This window comes from Spirosoma foliorum, assembly GCF_014117325.1.
In the GTDB taxonomy this organism is placed as follows: domain Bacteria; phylum Bacteroidota; class Bacteroidia; order Cytophagales; family Spirosomataceae; genus Spirosoma; species Spirosoma foliorum.
The window spans coordinates 3051999-3068315 of the sequence record NZ_CP059732.1; the positions used below are offsets into that span (position 1 = coordinate 3051999).

10 protein-coding genes are annotated in these 16317 nt (G+C 46.6%); 7 read left to right on the forward strand and 3 right to left on the reverse strand.

Annotation, left to right across the window (positions count from 1 at the left end):
* Positions 1-228 precede the first annotated feature (228 nt).
* The gene (locus tag H3H32_RS12770; protein ID WP_182463072.1) at positions 229-2085 is read right to left on the reverse strand and encodes a M61 family metallopeptidase; all 1857 of its coding nucleotides are present in this window, start codon (positions 2083-2085) and stop codon (positions 229-231) included.
* A gap of 196 nt (positions 2086-2281) precedes the next feature.
* On the opposite strand from H3H32_RS12770, the gene H3H32_RS12775 reads away from it, so the two are divergent.
* From H3H32_RS12775 to H3H32_RS12805, 7 genes are all read left to right on the forward strand, one after another.
* Positions 2282-5353, forward strand: a complete 3072-nt coding sequence (locus tag H3H32_RS12775) for a tetratricopeptide repeat protein (RefSeq protein ID WP_182463073.1) — start codon at positions 2282-2284, stop codon at positions 5351-5353.
* Positions 5354-5481: 128 nt separating this feature from the next.
* The gene (locus H3H32_RS12780; protein ID WP_182463074.1) at positions 5482-7170 is read left to right on the forward strand and encodes a TonB-dependent receptor; all 1689 of its coding nucleotides are present in this window, start codon (positions 5482-5484) and stop codon (positions 7168-7170) included.
* 20 nt (positions 7171-7190) lie between these two features.
* Positions 7191-8339, forward strand: coding sequence for an HU domain-containing protein (locus H3H32_RS12785; RefSeq protein ID WP_182463075.1), 1149 nt, complete (start codon positions 7191-7193; stop codon positions 8337-8339).
* A gap of 218 nt (positions 8340-8557) precedes the next feature.
* A complete protein-coding gene (locus H3H32_RS12790; RefSeq protein WP_182463076.1) occupies positions 8558-8878 on the forward strand; it encodes a hypothetical protein in 321 nt (106 codons plus the stop codon).
* 146 nt (positions 8879-9024) lie between these two features.
* Positions 9025-10056, forward strand: a complete 1032-nt coding sequence (locus H3H32_RS12795) for an SDR family NAD(P)-dependent oxidoreductase (protein WP_182463077.1) — start codon at positions 9025-9027, stop codon at positions 10054-10056.
* Between the two features lie 30 nt (positions 10057-10086).
* On the forward strand, positions 10087-10893 hold the full coding sequence (locus H3H32_RS12800) for a helix-turn-helix domain-containing protein (protein ID WP_182463078.1): 807 nt from the start codon (positions 10087-10089) through the stop codon (positions 10891-10893).
* Positions 10894-10982: 89 nt separating this feature from the next.
* Positions 10983-12044 carry a DNA glycosylase AlkZ-like family protein gene (locus tag H3H32_RS12805; RefSeq protein WP_182463079.1) on the forward strand — a complete coding sequence of 354 codons (1062 nt, stop codon included), beginning with the start codon at positions 10983-10985 and terminating at the stop codon, positions 12042-12044.
* A 121-nt stretch (positions 12045-12165) separates the two neighbouring features.
* On the opposite strand, the gene H3H32_RS12810 is transcribed toward H3H32_RS12805, so the two are convergent.
* Both H3H32_RS12810 and H3H32_RS12815 read right to left on the reverse strand, forming a co-directional pair.
* Entirely contained in the window at positions 12166-13797 is a 1632-nt protein-coding gene (locus H3H32_RS12810) for a PQQ-dependent sugar dehydrogenase (protein WP_182463080.1), read from the reverse strand.
* Positions 13798-14059: 262 nt separating this feature from the next.
* Positions 14060-16012 (reverse strand): KUP/HAK/KT family potassium transporter, encoded by a 1953-nt coding sequence (locus tag H3H32_RS12815; protein ID WP_182463081.1) that lies wholly within the window; start codon positions 16010-16012, stop codon positions 14060-14062.
* Positions 16013-16317 lie beyond the last annotated feature (305 nt).

The following is a 16317-nucleotide window of genomic DNA, read 5'->3' on the forward strand; positions in this document are numbered from 1 at the left end:
ACGTTGATGACTTAGAACCTGCGCAAAAATCAGATTTTTAATAACTTACCCCCACCCCCCTGAAGGGGGCTTATTCCCACGATGAACTAAGCCCCCTTCAGGGGGTGGGGGTAAAATCGAGCCTGTTTTTGTAAAATTCAGGTAGCCACTTAAACATAGAAGCACAGGATTATTTACACTAAAAATGTAAAACCCTGTGCTTTGCGTGCCTCTCCGTTTAAAAACCAGCTACTTGATATACAACCACTTGTTGTAGAGTGCTTTTTGCTCTGCCGTCTGATTAGGTAGTGGCTCCAGACGATAACTTACCAATGGGTTTTGAGTAAGCGTAACTGGAATTTCGCGAACAAACCCGCCCCGATTGACAAGTACTTTCAAGGTTTCACCCATCTTTCGGCCACTAATGACTCGAAGCAGATCATCACCCACCCGAACTTTATCGACCGAAATAATTTCATCGCCCACGTTTAGGCCATCGTTGTACGCTGCTGATCCGCGACGGACGCTTGAAATGGTTGATTTTCCATTGGCAATCGTCGTGGCAGCGCCCAGAAAACCGTCTTGAACTTTACTGGCCAGATTCACTAACTGCATCCCAACGGGCGCAAAATAAGCATCGTAGTTAATGGGCTCAGCCGTGTTTACCCCGATGTTAAAGAAATCATCGAGCTTCCGCCCCGCCACTTGTTCAGCAGCCTGCCGGAATTCGTTGTCAGTGAACCCCCGCTTCTGTTTTTTGTAATATTCGTTATACAGGAGCCGCATCAAATCATCCATGTTGCGCTGACCACTGCTGCCCGCCAGTATGGCCAAATTCAGCAGCGTGCCTAAAACACTCCCTTTGCTATAATACGATATTTGGGTGTTGGCCGAGTTTTCATTAGGCCGGTAGCCCTTAATCCAGGCGTCCCAGCTTGACTCAGCCGCCGATTGTATGCGCGTACCAGGCTGATTTTCAATCTCGGTAATGCCACTGGCGACGAGGGTCAAATAGGCATCTGGTGTATGAAAACCCGCCCGACGCAAAATATACTCCTGATAGAACGACGTACAGCCTTCTGATAACCAAAGCATGTGCGTGTAGTTCTCATTCTCATAATCGAACGGTCCCAACGCTACGGGCCGGATACGCTTCACATTCCAGAGGTGAAAATACTCATGCGCTACCAGCGACAGGAATCGTTTATAATTGGCCTCAGTAGCATAGGCATTCCGCGTGGTTTCGAGCGTAGTCGAGTTGAGGTGTTCCAGGCCTCCTCCACCCGGCGGAATATGGTGAACAATAAAGGTGTAATGTTTGCACGGATGCTCGCCCACTACGGTGGCGGCAGCCTCACAAACCCGCTTGTAATCTTCAGCCAGGCGCTTTTCGTTGTAGTCAACGTCGCCAAACATAGACACGGTATGTGGTATATCCGACGCGGTGAAGCTGAATGTTTTGTGGTTGCCGATCTCGATGGGTGAATCAACCAGCAAGTCAAAATCGGCAGCTTCGTAGGTAAAATCCTGACCAGCTACGGGTTCCAGAGCGGTAGCCACACTTTTCCAGGTTTTGTAAGGCTGCACAACCACTCGCAACGGAATGTTCTTTAGAGCGTCGTGGTACATAAATACACCAGCGGGCGTCACATAGCCATGATCAATGTCTACGAAACTCGTCCGGACGGTGAGTTCGTTGGCATATACTTTATACCGAATCGTCAGATTATCTTCGTTCGTGTATACTCGCCAGGCGTTTTTGCGAATCTTTTCACTTGAAATCTTCTTATCCCCTACAGAAGCCGTAAACCCATCTACGTTCTTGGCATATTCCCGAATCAGGTAAGATCCCGGTGTCCAGACGGGCATTTTGATATCGATGTACCCATTTTTCTTGGCATTTGTTGAAGCAGCTATATTTTTGAGCTGCATTTCTACCTCGAAATAATGCGTCTGAGGTTCGGGCATCGAAAGCACATAGGTCACGCTGGGTGATGCCGCCGGGAGCGTTTCGTCATCGGCAGGAAAGACGGTCGCAGTTGATGAAAATGGAGTAAAAAATGTCCAGACAGTAAGTAAATACAGAAGCCGGGCGTTTTTTTTCATACGGAAACAGGAATACCTTCGTTTTTTGTCCAGAATTGACCTGATATTTGTCAATTACCAGCGAAACTACGACGCAATCTTCTCATATGGTAGTTTCGGGTTCAAAGTTTCAGGTTTCAACCGAACCGTCAAAGCGGTCTTCATCAACGGCAAACTTGAAATGATAAACCTGAAACCTGAAACTTTTATTTTATTTATGCCCTATTCAACCACCCAATCAGGTCAACACCAATCGCACTGCCAGACTTCGTTTCGGTTGCTATTTTTTCTGACTATTGGGCTATTTACTTCAGTATCGACCTTAGCTCAACGAACACAAAGCAACGCCGAACCCGACTACCATTATCGAAACGGGCTTGAACTTTTCGAAAGAGCTAACTATGCCGCTTCCCGCTACGAATTCCGCCAATACCTCGAACCGCGCCGGGGTGATGGCTCGCAAACGTTACTCAATACGGGCGACCAAAATGCGGTTGAAGCCGAATATTACATCGCCCTAACCAGCCTCTACATCGACGAGCCAGGCGCCGAGTTGCTTGTTGATCGGTTTGTTAAAAACCACAGCCAGCACCCCAAAGCGGGACAATTGTACGGTGATTTAGGTACGTATTACTATAATCGTCAGGATTATACGAAAGCTATTGGTTTCCTGGAAAAAGCTGTTGATCAGGGGGGAAATAGCGCTCAGCAAACGACCTATAAATACCAGTTGGCTCTCTCCTATTACAGTACGCAGGATTTACAGCATGCGTTGCCGCTTTTAAACGAGGTCAAACTAGACCCTACCTCTACCGACGCTCCTGCGGCTTCGTATTATGCCGGGGTAATCAACTTCCGCAACCGGAATTATAACGAAGCCGTTGCCGATTTCAAGCGGATTGAAACCAACCCAACCTATCAGAACCAGGTACCGAACTGGATTGCTCAGGCGCTCTATAAACAACAGCGATTTGATGACTTATTGGCCTACACCGAACCGCTACTCCGCCGGAATAATGGAGGTAGCCTGAACGAAGTAGCCTTATTTACAGCCGAAGTTTTTTACCAGCAAAACCAGTTTGCCCGAGCCATTCCGTATTACAAACAATACATTAATGCCGCAGGGGCCAAAGCACCTAGTGCCGTGAAGTTCCGTTATGGTCAATCGCTGTTCCGTACCGGTGCGTATAATGATGCGATTACCCAGCTTAAACCACTCGCAGGCGGGAAAGATACCACTGCTCAATATGCAGCATATACATTAGGGGTCAGCTACTTACAGACACAAAACCCAACCTATGCGCTGACCGCCTTCGATCAGGCCGGACGATTATCGTTTAATCGTGAAATTCAGGAAGAAGCGAAATTCACGCACGCAAAACTCCAACTGGATCAAAACAACGGCGCCGACGCGGTAAAAGAATTGACGGCCTTTCTGAAGCAATATCCTGATAGTAAGTTTGAAAATGAAGCCAACGAATTGGTTGGGGAAGCCTATTATGCCTCTAATAACTACCCGGCTGCCATTGCTTACATTGAAGGGCTGAAACGCCGGACGTCTAAAATCAATGCGACCTACCAACGCTTAACGTACAATCAGGGCGTCAATGATTTCAACGCAGAACGCTATCCTCAGGCGGTAGCCAATCTGGATAAATCGCTGAAATTCCCGGTTGACAATAATCTGCAACAAGCCGCGCAATTCTGGAAAGCCGAATCGTATTCGGCAGGAAAGCAATACGATACCGCCATCCCGCTTTATGCCAGCATCTCGAAATCAGGCTCAGGTGAGTACGCGACCAAGAGTTTGTATGCGCTCGGCTATGCGTATTACAACAAGAAAGATTACGCGCGTGCACTCCCCTACTTCCGCGATTTCGTCAGTCGTGGTGGCGCATCCGATGATCGGGCTCAGCTTCAGGATGCGACCATTCGGTTAGCCGACACTTATTTTTCGTCGAAGCAATACGAAAACGCTATGCGTTATTATGATCAGGCTATTGCGCAAAATGCTGCCGATAAAGATTATGCTGCTTATCAGAAAGCCATGATCTTAAGCTATGTTGGCCGTGATTCTGAAGCCAAAGCCCAATTCGATCAGGTACAACGCCAGTTCCCGAACTCTCGTTTTGTCGATGAAGCGCTCTTACAAAAAGCGAATGTCGATTTCGAGAAAGGTGCTTATCAGACTGCAATTCAAGGTTATACGAAGTTAATTCAGGACAAGCCTAACAGCACACTCGTTCCAGCGGCTCTGTTAAAGCGGGCCATTGCTTATGGGAACATTCAACAATATGACCCTGCCGTTGCCGATTACAAACGCATTTTAGATAATTACGGCAATTCGGAGCAGGCTCAAAGTGCGTTACTCGGTATTCAGAATACGCTTAATGATGCTGGTCGGCCCGAAGAGTTTTCTCAGGTACTGGGGCAGTATAAGAAAACCAATCCGGCTAGTACCGATGTGGAGCGGGTTCAATTCGAAAACGCCAAGAATATTTATGCCAACGAAAAGTATTCTCAGGCCATTCAGTCGCTACTGTCGTTTATGCAGGAATACCCCAATAGCCCTAGCACAAATGAAGCCCGCTATTATCTGGCGGAATCGTATCGACAAACGAATGATCCTTCCAGCGCGCTGCGGTATTACAATTTAGTGGTGGCCGATAACAAATCAGATTACCTGGTTCGGGCGGCTACCCGTGCGGCTGAGTTAGAAGCGAAGCAGAAAAATTACCCACGTGCCATCCGGAATTATCAGATTATCATGAGCAAAGCCAATGGTAAAGCCGAACAGGTAGCGGCTCAGCTTGGCTTGATGGACACCTATTTCGCGTATCCGAAACCTGACTCAGCCGCTGCTGTTGCGCGTGACGTTTTAACGGCAGGAAATGTCGTATCGGGAGCCCAGAACCGGGCACAACTGATGCTGGGTAAAGTGGCACAAGGTAAAGGGGATTACAAAACGGCTCAGGCTGATTTTGAAAAAACCATCGCACTTGCTAAAGATGTAAACGGAGCCGAAGCCCAATATCACCTCGGCGAGATTCTTTACAAGCAGAAAAAGTACAAGGAGTCGGTAGCTCTGCTGTTAAAATTCAACGAGCAGTTCAGCGATTTCGAATACTGGAAAGGCAAAGCGTTCATTCTGGTAGCTGATAACAACGTTGCCCTCGACGAGCCCGCCCAGGCCAAAGCCGTTCTGAATTCCATCATCGAAAACTCATCTGACGAAACCATCGTTGCCGAAGCCAAACAAAAGCTCGCTACGCTGGAATCTAAAAATTAGATGTATGATGTATAATGTATGATGTATGATGTATAGTGTATGACGTACAAATTGCTCTTTGCTTTCGTATCTCCTACATCCCACATCCTATATCACACATCATACATCATATATCATACATCAAACGTATGATTCATTCAACCCGCCCCTTACTCACCCTCTCTCTCCTTTCTCTGTCGGCAACGCTGTATGCACAACAGCCGAAGCCAACGCGTCCTGTGAAAGAAGGCGAAGTAGATAATCAGGAAATTACGGTCGAAAAAAGCCGGAAGATTGAACTGCCTCCTGCTAACCGAATTTTCAATAAGATTCCATCCGTAAAGCCATCGGCTGAACAACGGAAACTAACTTATGAGTTTGAAGACCGAAAACTAACCATCGGCGACCCTAAAATTACGCCAGGTGTGCTGAATCCTGCCCTTGGCCAGGCCGATGAAACGCCAGCCTACAGCAATTACGTTAAGCTAGGAGCTGGAAATTACAGTTCATTTTTAGGGGAAGGTTTTGTAGGTATTAATGCGCTTTCGAATCTTGCCTTGGAGGGATCTGTTCGACATTTATCGTCTGGCCTTGGCCCCGTGGATGGCAAGAATTCAGCCCAAAGCGATACTCGTGTTCGGGTAACAGGAAAATACCTAACCGATGCATTCAAACTCCAGGCCGACCTAGGTTATGACCGGAATGCCTATAATTTTTACGGGTATAGTCGCGAATATGCGGCACAACCCACGTTCAGTCCTGATCTGATCAAACAACGGCTCAATACAATCAACTTCAAAATTGGCATTGAAAACGCGAATTCAGATAATACCATTGACTATTCGTTACGCACAGGCATCACCTCGCTGAGCGACCGGTTCAATGCGTCTGAAACGGATTGGGGAACCAACTTCAATGCGTCGCTCGGTATTACCGATAATGTATATGCACTTATAGCGGCCGATGCTTATGTCACTCAACGAACAGACGGCTCAATACTTGATAACCGGAATCTGTTTCGGGTAAAGCCAACCTTTAAATACGCAACGTCTTTATTCACGGTAACGGCGGGTATCAATGCCGTGAACCAAACCGATCAGCGACAGGGTATCAACGACACGCGAGCGTTTCCAGTCATTGATGTAGATGTAGCTCCGGTGGGTAACATCCATATTTTTGCCGGTGTCGACGGCGATATTAACCGAAATACCCTCCGCTCGTTACTCGGTGAGAATAAGTGGCTTGCCCCACAAGTTTTATTGGCTAACACTGTTAAGTCCATTGATATTTACGGCGGTACGAAAGGAGCTTTAGGCGGAGGTTTTTCTTACGAGGGCAAAGTTTCCTACGCTCGCTACCGAAACTTCTCAACCTTCAACAATAGCACGCCCGACTCAACAAAATTCTTTGTTCTCTATGATGGCGGCATCACGAATGTGTTGACAGTCTCGGGACAATTGGCATATGCCCAGAAAGACAAATTCCGTTCGACCCTTAAAGCAGACTTTTTCAATTACGGGCTTGATCGGCTCGAAGCAGCCTGGGGTCGTCCACGTACATCGGCCACCTGGACCAACTCATACATTCTGAATAAAAAACTATTTGTAACTGCCGACCTGTATTTTTATGAAGGCATTCAAAACAAGAACTTTACTTCCGGCATCACGTACACGCTGAAACCCATTTACGATGCTAACCTGAAAATTGACTATTTCCTTGGAAAACAGGTATCGGCATTTGTTGCGTTAAATAATATCTTTAGCCAGAATTACCAGCGTTATTTGTATTATCAAACACAAGGTCTTAACTTTCTCGGAGGAATCAGTTATTCGTTCTAACCGCTCCACCGACGCACGCTATGGCATCCGTAAACGATTATATTAAAAAGTTGCTGTATCAGTACGATTGCGTAGTCGTATCTGAGCTAGGGGCCTTTCTAACGCACTACCAATCAGCAAGTTTCACGGAAACTTCTGGTCAGTATCTGCCCCCTCGCAAACGCGTTGCGTTCAACGAAGCACTTCGTTTCGACGATGGTATTCTGACCAACTATATTATGCTCCATGAGCCTGTCACTCGCGAAGGTGCGCAACGGTACGTGAGTTCATTTGTAGCTGAGTTACGACAACAAGTAGAAAAAACAGGACGATTTGAACTAGAAGGTATTGGCACGTTTACCCATAATGATGAAAGTCGCCTACAGTTTTTACCAAGCCTTCGGCACAACTTTTTTGGTGAAGCGTATGGTATGAGTGCCCTATCGGTACAAGCGGTTAATCGTAAACCTCAACTTGAACCAGCGCTTGAAGCCGTACCTGTAACAGCCCTGGGTCCGGTTCTTTCTCAGGAAGAAGAAGTATCGCTAACTCCTTATCGTCCAGCTCGTCCTTACTGGCGCGTAGCGGCTATTGCCTTGCTGGTTGGCTCACTAGGGTTTATTAGCTATTTTTCCGTGATGCAGCCAGATCAGCCCTTTCAGAGTAGCCTCGATCCGGCCAATCTGTTCCGGGTTTCGGCTAATTTCTTCAAGGGTCCTGCGGACGCAAAAGAACCCGTAAAAGCTGCTGTTCTTCCCAAAGTCACTTCTACGCCAGTTACAGAGGTAAAACCAGCAGCCGTTACCCCAGTAAAACCTGTGGCTCCTGCCCCTACTGTAGCTGTAGCGACTGTTGTACCTACCGACGTTAAAGCGAAAGTTGAAGCCTCAACCGCTGCAAAAGCAAAAACTGTTGAAAAAGTTGCTGAGGTTGTCAGTAAGCCTGCTCGAACAGGACCACATTTTACGGTAATCGCCGGCGTGTTTTTAAGCAAACACAATGCGTTGAAACTACGTCGCCAATTACGCAAAGCAGGTTATGAAGATGCCTTTGTTATCATGCCAGCTCAGGATGAGAAAGAGTTATATAAAGTAGCAGCAGTAGGTTCTGCCGTTCGGGATGAAGCCGTTGCCAAGATGGCAGCTATCAATGAACTGACTCAAGCTGAATCCTGGATTTTAAAGAATTAGAAACAGCATTTATACATAGCAAAAAAGACAACTCAAATGGGTTGTCTTTTTTGTTATATAACTCTGATCTTCAGGATTGGCCTATAGTCATCACCGCAATAACGTATCAACAAGACCCCTCGCAATAAGGTCGCGGTCAAACAACCCCATTGAATGAATCCTGTCAATAATTATCTTTAGTCTTACTTTCCTTCATTCGCCCCAAGCAGACATAAGCCATGGATACAACCGACTACAATTTCGAAGAGAAATGGAAGAAATTAGAGGAATCGAGTAAAGAGGTTTCTGGAACGATCGGTGCGGTAACGGGCGCTCTGGTAGGTGCATCAGTAGCGGGCCTTAGTGCCCCTGTTTTCTATTTCAAAAAAAGGGTTGCTGGTAAAGAAGCGCCAGAAGCGTTACGGGAAATTGGTACCAAAGCCCTGGAAACGACCAAGTGGATGAGTGAATTTGGCCGATTTGCGGGTAAGAAATTTGGGCCGAAAATTATTGGGACTGTGCTTTTCGGCGTAGCGGGCTTGCTCTCGGGCGACGAATAAAAAGATGGGCTAGGTTGAGTTAACCCGAACATGGAGACGAGCGAGTCATTATGAGTGGTCCTTAAAACCAATAAATTCGGCCTTTAAAACAAAATCCTCAAAATCCGCCCAGTCTACCTTTGTTCCAACAAGTTAACAATCAACCAATGGAACAATTAGCAAACGTAGACAATTACAATGGCGCCCTCCAAAAGCCAATTAACTCAGGTTTTAGCGCTACTTCAACCACTTCCGATGTCATCAATGGAATCGACCTTAGCGGGAAGACAATCATCGTAACCGGCGGGTATGCTGGTATTGGGGTCGAAACTGTAAAGACATTTATCGAAGCAGGCGCCCATGTTATCGTTCCGGCCCGTGATCTAGCTAAAGCAACCAAAAACCTGCAGGGCATTCCGCAGGTCGTGATTGAAGAGATGGATTTAATGAACCCTGCTTCGATTGACGCTTTTGCCCAAAAATTCCTCACAACTGATAAACCGCTTCATATTCTGGTCAACAATGCGGGGATTATGTGGGTGCCCCTACAACGAGATGCGCGGGGGTACGAATCGCAGTTAGCCACCAATCACCTTGGGCATTTTCAGCTCACAGCCCGACTTTGGCCAGCCCTAAAAAAGGCCGCTGGCGCTAGAGTTGTCAATGTATCTTCGTTCGGTCACCAAATAGCTCCGTTCAATTTTGAGGACCCGAACTTTGAACACCATGATTATGAAACGCTGGTGGGTTATGGGCAGTCCAAAACAGCGAATAACCTGTTTGCGGTAGAATTGGACCATCGAGGCAAAAACGTAGGCGTGCGTGCTTATTCACTTCACCCCGGCTCAGTCAATGGAACTGATCTCGGACGAGTTGCCCCGATGGATTTATTTAAACGAATGGGTACGCATGATGCAGAGGGGAATTTATTCCCGGAGGTTGCCCGGAAACTAAAAACCATACCACAAGGGGCTTCCACAACCGTCTGGTGTGCTACCAACCCGCAACTAACAGATATTGGCGGTGTCTATTGCGAAAATGCCGATGTTGCTGAATTAGATTTAGGAACTATTGAGCATCGATATGATGAGCCCTTAACTCTCCGGGGAGTACAGCCCTACTCGGTCGATGCGGAAAATGCGAAGCGATTATGGACATTGAGTGAGCAGTTGACCGGTGTGATATTTGCCGCAGAATAGCGTCAGTTATAGTTAGTTGAAATTTCACGTATGGGCTACCAGGCACAATACATACATCCCGACTTGAAGCTGTCGCGCTTTGACGATAAATTCTATAAGGCTGATGTTCTGTTTGAACATCATTTATTGGTGTGGTTTATTTCGGGAGAAACGAAGATCGTTCAGGGCGATACTACTTATTTGTTCGGGGCGGGTGATACCTTATTATTTCCCAGGAATCAGCTCGTGACCGTTATCAATTACCCCAAAGACGGCCTCCCGCACCAGTCGGCCGTCATGCATCTGACGCCCAAACGCCTAACCGATTTTTATTCCAGAAATAAGGTTGACGTGAAGCGTATCCAAACGCCTAAATTTCAAAGCTTTAATCAACACCCACTTCTACAAAGTTGTCTGGCCTCCTTAGTTCCCTATTTTGATCTGAACGAAACGTTGCCCGATGTCATTGCTGCACTAAAAATCGACGAAGCCATTACCATTCTTCGAACGATTGATGCCGATATTGATCACATACTGGCCAATTTCGATGAACCGGGCAAGATTGGGCTAACCGATTTTATGGAGCAGCATTACATGTTCAACATGTCAATCGATAAGTTCGGCTACCTGACGGGTCGTAGTCTGACGACTTTTAAACGTGACTTTAAACGAACTTTCCAGACAACTCCTCAGAAATGGCTGACAAACAAACGGCTGGAACTTGCTCATTATCAGATTAGAGAAAAAAGACGAAGACCTTCCGATGTTTATTTAGAAGTTGGTTTTGAAAATCTCTCTCATTTCGGCCACGCGTTTAAAAAACGGTTTGGTTATTCGCCCACCGAACTAGCCGATTAGTAGATCGGGTCTGCTAGAAATGATTACAAACCTATAAGGTTTTTGAAACCTTATAGGTTTGTACATAACAGATTCCCGTAAATTACAACGTGAAACATGCTCTCCATACCCTACGACAACAAGCTATCGCGGGTTCTCTTTTTCCAGCCGCCAGCTTACTGGAAGCCATGAATCAGCTTGGCTTTGTGCAGGCCGATCCGATTCGGGCACCAGCGCGGGCTCAGGATCTTATTCTCCGCCATCGGGTTCAGGATTATCGAGTTGGCGACCTTGAGCGCGATTATCCTGCCCTCGATCTGGAAGAAGATTTTCTGTATGCCTATGGCTTTATGCCTAAATCTACCTGGCAACTCGTGCACCCACGCCCCGAAATTGAATTAAGTATGGCCGATAAACGCGTGCTTGATTTTGTTTCAAACAACCCGCATAGTCACCCTCGTCAGGTAGAAGCGTATCTGGGGCGCACCCGCGAACGTAATGATTGGGGTGGGTTTTCAGCTGGAACAACACGATCGCTTCAGGCGCTCCATTATCGAGGATTTTTGCGGGTAGCCCGTCGAGAAAATGGCGTTAAACTCTATGAACTTGCCAGCCAGAAGTATCCCTCGATAGAATCAGCGGAACGTTTGCGCCAGCTAGTATTACTGATTACGAATATTTTAAATCCAATCACCGATCGCAATTTACGGGCGGCTCTATGGCATCTGGCCCATGCTGCCCCCGCGCTCAATGTGCAGAAATCCATTATTAAGCAGCTGGTTAATACGGGTGATTTAACACAAGAAGTGGTTGATGGTATTCGATATATTTGGCCCACGTTGACATCAGCCAATAACCCGATGAACGAAACCGTTCGTTTTCTAGCTCCGTTTGACCCTTTGGTTTGGGATCGCCAGCGTTTCGAACATTTGTGGGGATGGGCCTATCGTTTTGAAGCCTATACTCCACCCGCCAAACGCGAGTTAGGCTATTATGCGTTACCCATCCTTTGGCGAGACGACATGGTTGGATGGGTAACAGTTTCTCAATCAGAAGGTAATCTGGTGGTAGAACCCGGCTTAAAAAAAGACGTATCGCTTGATGATGACTTTTTTACCGAATTTGATATAGAAGTAGAGCGACTTCGCCTGTTTCTGCAAAAGCGCGACTAGAATTTATTCCCCCAGCAATAATGGGTTCTGTGGTGTCGGTTGATCATTTCCGACACCGCAGAACCCATTGATGAATACAGAATCTACCCTAATAAATACCTGTTTATCAGGCCCTTTTCAGCTACAATCCTGAAATGATCCGGGCATAGCCGTTGTTTGTCGTATTACTATCATAGCTATTTGTGCCATCGTTTGTCACGTTGACCGTGATGCTGGCTGTACTTCCGGAATTTGCCGTAGTACGGGTGATAGTGAAGCCTAGATTAATCGTACTATTTGCTCCAATAGACTGGCCAGTCTTCATCTTTAAGGAAATCTGTCTATTATCCACGGTACCCGTCACTGTCCAGTTATTATTACTAACTGCTACTGCAGTGCCACCTGTCACATTAATAGTACTAATGGTAGCGGGGAAAGCAAGTGTATAGCCTGCAGGAGCCGTGGCGGTAACAATCACACTACCTGCCGTTGTAGAATAACCACTGACTTCGGAAATACTCATCGCAAAATTTCCCACGGTGGCGGTGCCCGATGTACCAAAATTAGCCTGGGGGAGTGAAAGTGAAGGTGACAAATCGGGAACGGCGAAGATTAGTTTATAAAGTCCACCCCGGCTTAACAGATAGAGGTTACCATCATTGCCTGTAGCCAAGCCTACTGGCCCACCCGACACTCCAGTAGCAAAGGACGATCGGGTCGCGGGGTTTGCCGTTAAGTTAATATTGTTGACCCAGTCACCACAATAATCAGGAAAGAAATATCGGCCTATGTAGCTGGCTGGGTAGTTAGTCGTTGTAGGGTTGAAAAAGGTTCCGCCCGTGATAGAGCATCCAAGGCCATCTCCTGTGCCATGCGCATAGGTATAAACTGGGTAGCTGTACGAGGTATTCGTTGCGCAGGATGGGCCCGTACAAGTCATCCCTTCTGCATCCGGCCAGCCAAAGTTCTGCCCGCCGGTAGTTGCATCATTAATTTCCTCCCACGAGCCCTCCCCTACATCATCAACAAATATCCGGCCCGTTCCCGGTTGAACCGCAAGCGTATACGGATTACGCAGACCATACGCCCATATGCGTTGGGCTGATGCTGACCCTGTTGGAAATGGATTGTCGGCTGGGGCGCTACCATCAGGGTTGATGCGAAGCACTTTGCCTAGATAGTTGTTCAGATTTTGGGCATTCACCCGATTCGCATTTTCACCAACGCCTACGTAAAGCTTGCCATCTTTCCCAAAAATCATGCCCCCACCATTATGATTTGTAGCAGTACTTAGCGGGTCTAAATCCAGAATTACCACTTCACTTCCCGATAAAACAACATCTCCATTGGCAGTATACCGGCTGATCCGATTGTGGGCAGTAGTACCCGGGACAGTATGATATAGATAAATGTAATGGTTGGTGGCAAAAGCCGGGTCCAGGGCTATACCAATAAGACCTCGCTCACCATTAGAATCGACAGTCAGTGATATAAACGGTGTAGACAGCATCGCGCCATTTTTCACAACTCGCAACGCACCCGTCTGTTCTGCTACAAAGATTCGTCCATCGGGCGCCACTGCCATAGCAGTACCCCCATTCAAGCCACTCGCAATTTGAACCTGGCTAAAACTGGTGGGGTATGTTTGACCTTGTGCCGTTCCAGTAACAAATAATAGAGCTATGATAAAGAGCAACTGATGTGCCTCAGTATCGATCGACTTTGGCAGGTAGCGATCAATACAGTTCGCAACTGATTTGTAGATAGTTATCATAAAACGCTGGTATAAAGTGACATATAATTATTGTCTTATACGAGTCAACCTTAACCATCACTTTAATGTTTACAAATATGATTTTTCGTACATAAATTCCAGCTTAAGGCCACTTTGCAACGCTCGTATTTTCGGATTGAAACCCTAAACGAAATAGCAAAAAAATAGTCCTGACTAGCAGGACTATGTACAGTTCAGTAAGATGCTATAATGATCTTTAGTTGACAGCCATTACGGCAATTACTTTATTTTTCCTATATCGTTAGGAAGCAATGCGCTTCAACTGAACGTTATCGACAGGACGAATCACCAGGGGTACTTTTTCAATTTTGATAGAGCTACTGTCCAGGCCGAACCAACGGTCTTCCGATGTTGTGTACCCTTTAATGGTAAAATAGATATTCATGATTAACCGCTCGCGGAAGGGCAGTTCATTCTCGAAGGACAGAAATTTCTCCAGAACTACAAAGCGAAAATCGCCAATCACATTCTGTCTACTGAGTGATTCATAGCGACTCGTAATATCCACTTCTTTATTCCGAACCATATCTTCAATCACCTTTCGGAAGAATAAATTGATCCGCTGCTCAACCCGAAAACCCAGCTTAAACGTCACTTTATAGGCATCGTCGGGTGCAATGGTGTTTACTTTATACTCCATCGTATAAGGATCATCCGTTATATCGACGTGCACGAACCAATAAATATCCGCCCGTTTGGGGCGCTTTTGGAAAATAGAATAAATGATTTTCGACTCAATTTCCGACTGACGGCCCGCGTTACTCATAAACACCAAGTGAGTCGCGTATTTGGGAATACTGATATCCCGACTAAGCTCTTTGAGTGCATTGATATAATGATCAATGCGAACGTACTCGGTCAGGCGTAACTTAATCTGGAAGGCTTGCAGCCAGATATACATTACCGAGGCAATGGCAGCTCCAATTAACACCGAAACCCAACCACCATGCGGGAATTTAATAAGGTTGGCCACCAAGAAACTACCTTCGAGACCCAGATAGACCGTCAGAAACAAAACGACCCACCAGGCCTGATACCTGTGGGTATAAAGATAATAGGACATCAGGAGGGTTGTCATCAGCATGGTCAGCGTAATTGCCAGCCCATAAGCAGCCTCCATATTAGACGATTTTTGGAAATAAAGCACCACGCCAACACACCCTGCCCAGAGCAACAGGTTGACACTGGGAACATACAATTGCCCCTTCTGGGCACTAGGATAGCGCAGCTGAACCTTGGGCCAGAAGTTAAGCCGAATGGCTTCACTAATCAGGGTAAACGAACCACTAATCAGCGCCTGGCTCGCAATGACGGTGGCTGCCGTAGCGATAATAATGCCCAGTGTAAGAAACCAGGGGGGCATTAATTCATAGAATGGAATACGTTCGTTTAGCGCCTGGCCTCTTACACTCAGCAACCAGGCACCCTGACCTAAGTAATTCAGGATCAAAGCAGTTTTCACAAATATCCAGCTAACTCGAATATTGGCCCGCCCGCAGTGACCCATGTCAGAATATAACGCTTCGGCTCCAGTTGTGCATAGAAATACAGAACCTAATAGCCAGAATCCACCGGGGTACTCTGATAATAACCACCAAGCATAGTACGGATTAAGGGCTGCCAGAACACCGGGGGCCTGCATAATCTGCAAGGCGCCTAACGTACCTAGCATGATAAACCAGACCAGCATAATAGGCCCAAAAGCAGTCCCCACTACACTCGTGCCGAAGGCCTGAATCAGAAATAGAATGGTTAAAATGACGATGACAATCTGAATAATCATCGTGTCGGTAATGGTAGGATACAGTAGCCGCAAGCCCTCAACCGCCGAGGAGACTGAAATCGGGGGGGTAATAATCCCATCGGCCAATAGTGCAGAGCCACCAATGATGGCCGGCAACGTTAACCAGCGGGCATGCCGGCGAATAAGCGCATACAACGCAAAAATACCGCCCTCCCCCCGGTTGTCGGCGCGGAGAATCAGTACAACATATTTGACCGTTGTTTGTAACGTGAGTGTCCAGAAAACACAGGAAAGCGCCCCAAGTACAACCTCTGCTTTGATCGGGGCAGATGGCCCAATGATGGCACGTAGTGTATAAAGTGGAGACGTACCGATATCTCCGTAAATAATACCCATGGCAACCAGCAAGCCAGCCGCCGTAACTGTGTCAATATTCCGTTTATCACTCATAAAAATAGGCCTGGTGGTTACGTACCGGAAACCCTGCTCAGGTTGTATAGACAGGATGCGGTACGGTCTTCTGGCCGTCGGATCAATTTAAGCAGCCAAACTTGTGCCAAATTAAGCAGTAGCCCTACTATTCACTTACAAATTACTAATAATGAGTAAATTAAAATACAAATTAAAAAAGCATGCAGATCAGAAGAAACGGGCAGTTTTCCATTTTGGTAAGGTTCATTTTCAAAATGAAAAGGTATAGTCTAGGATTTGGAAATGAATTAGGCATTCTTCTACACATCAAGCTACGTTAAAAC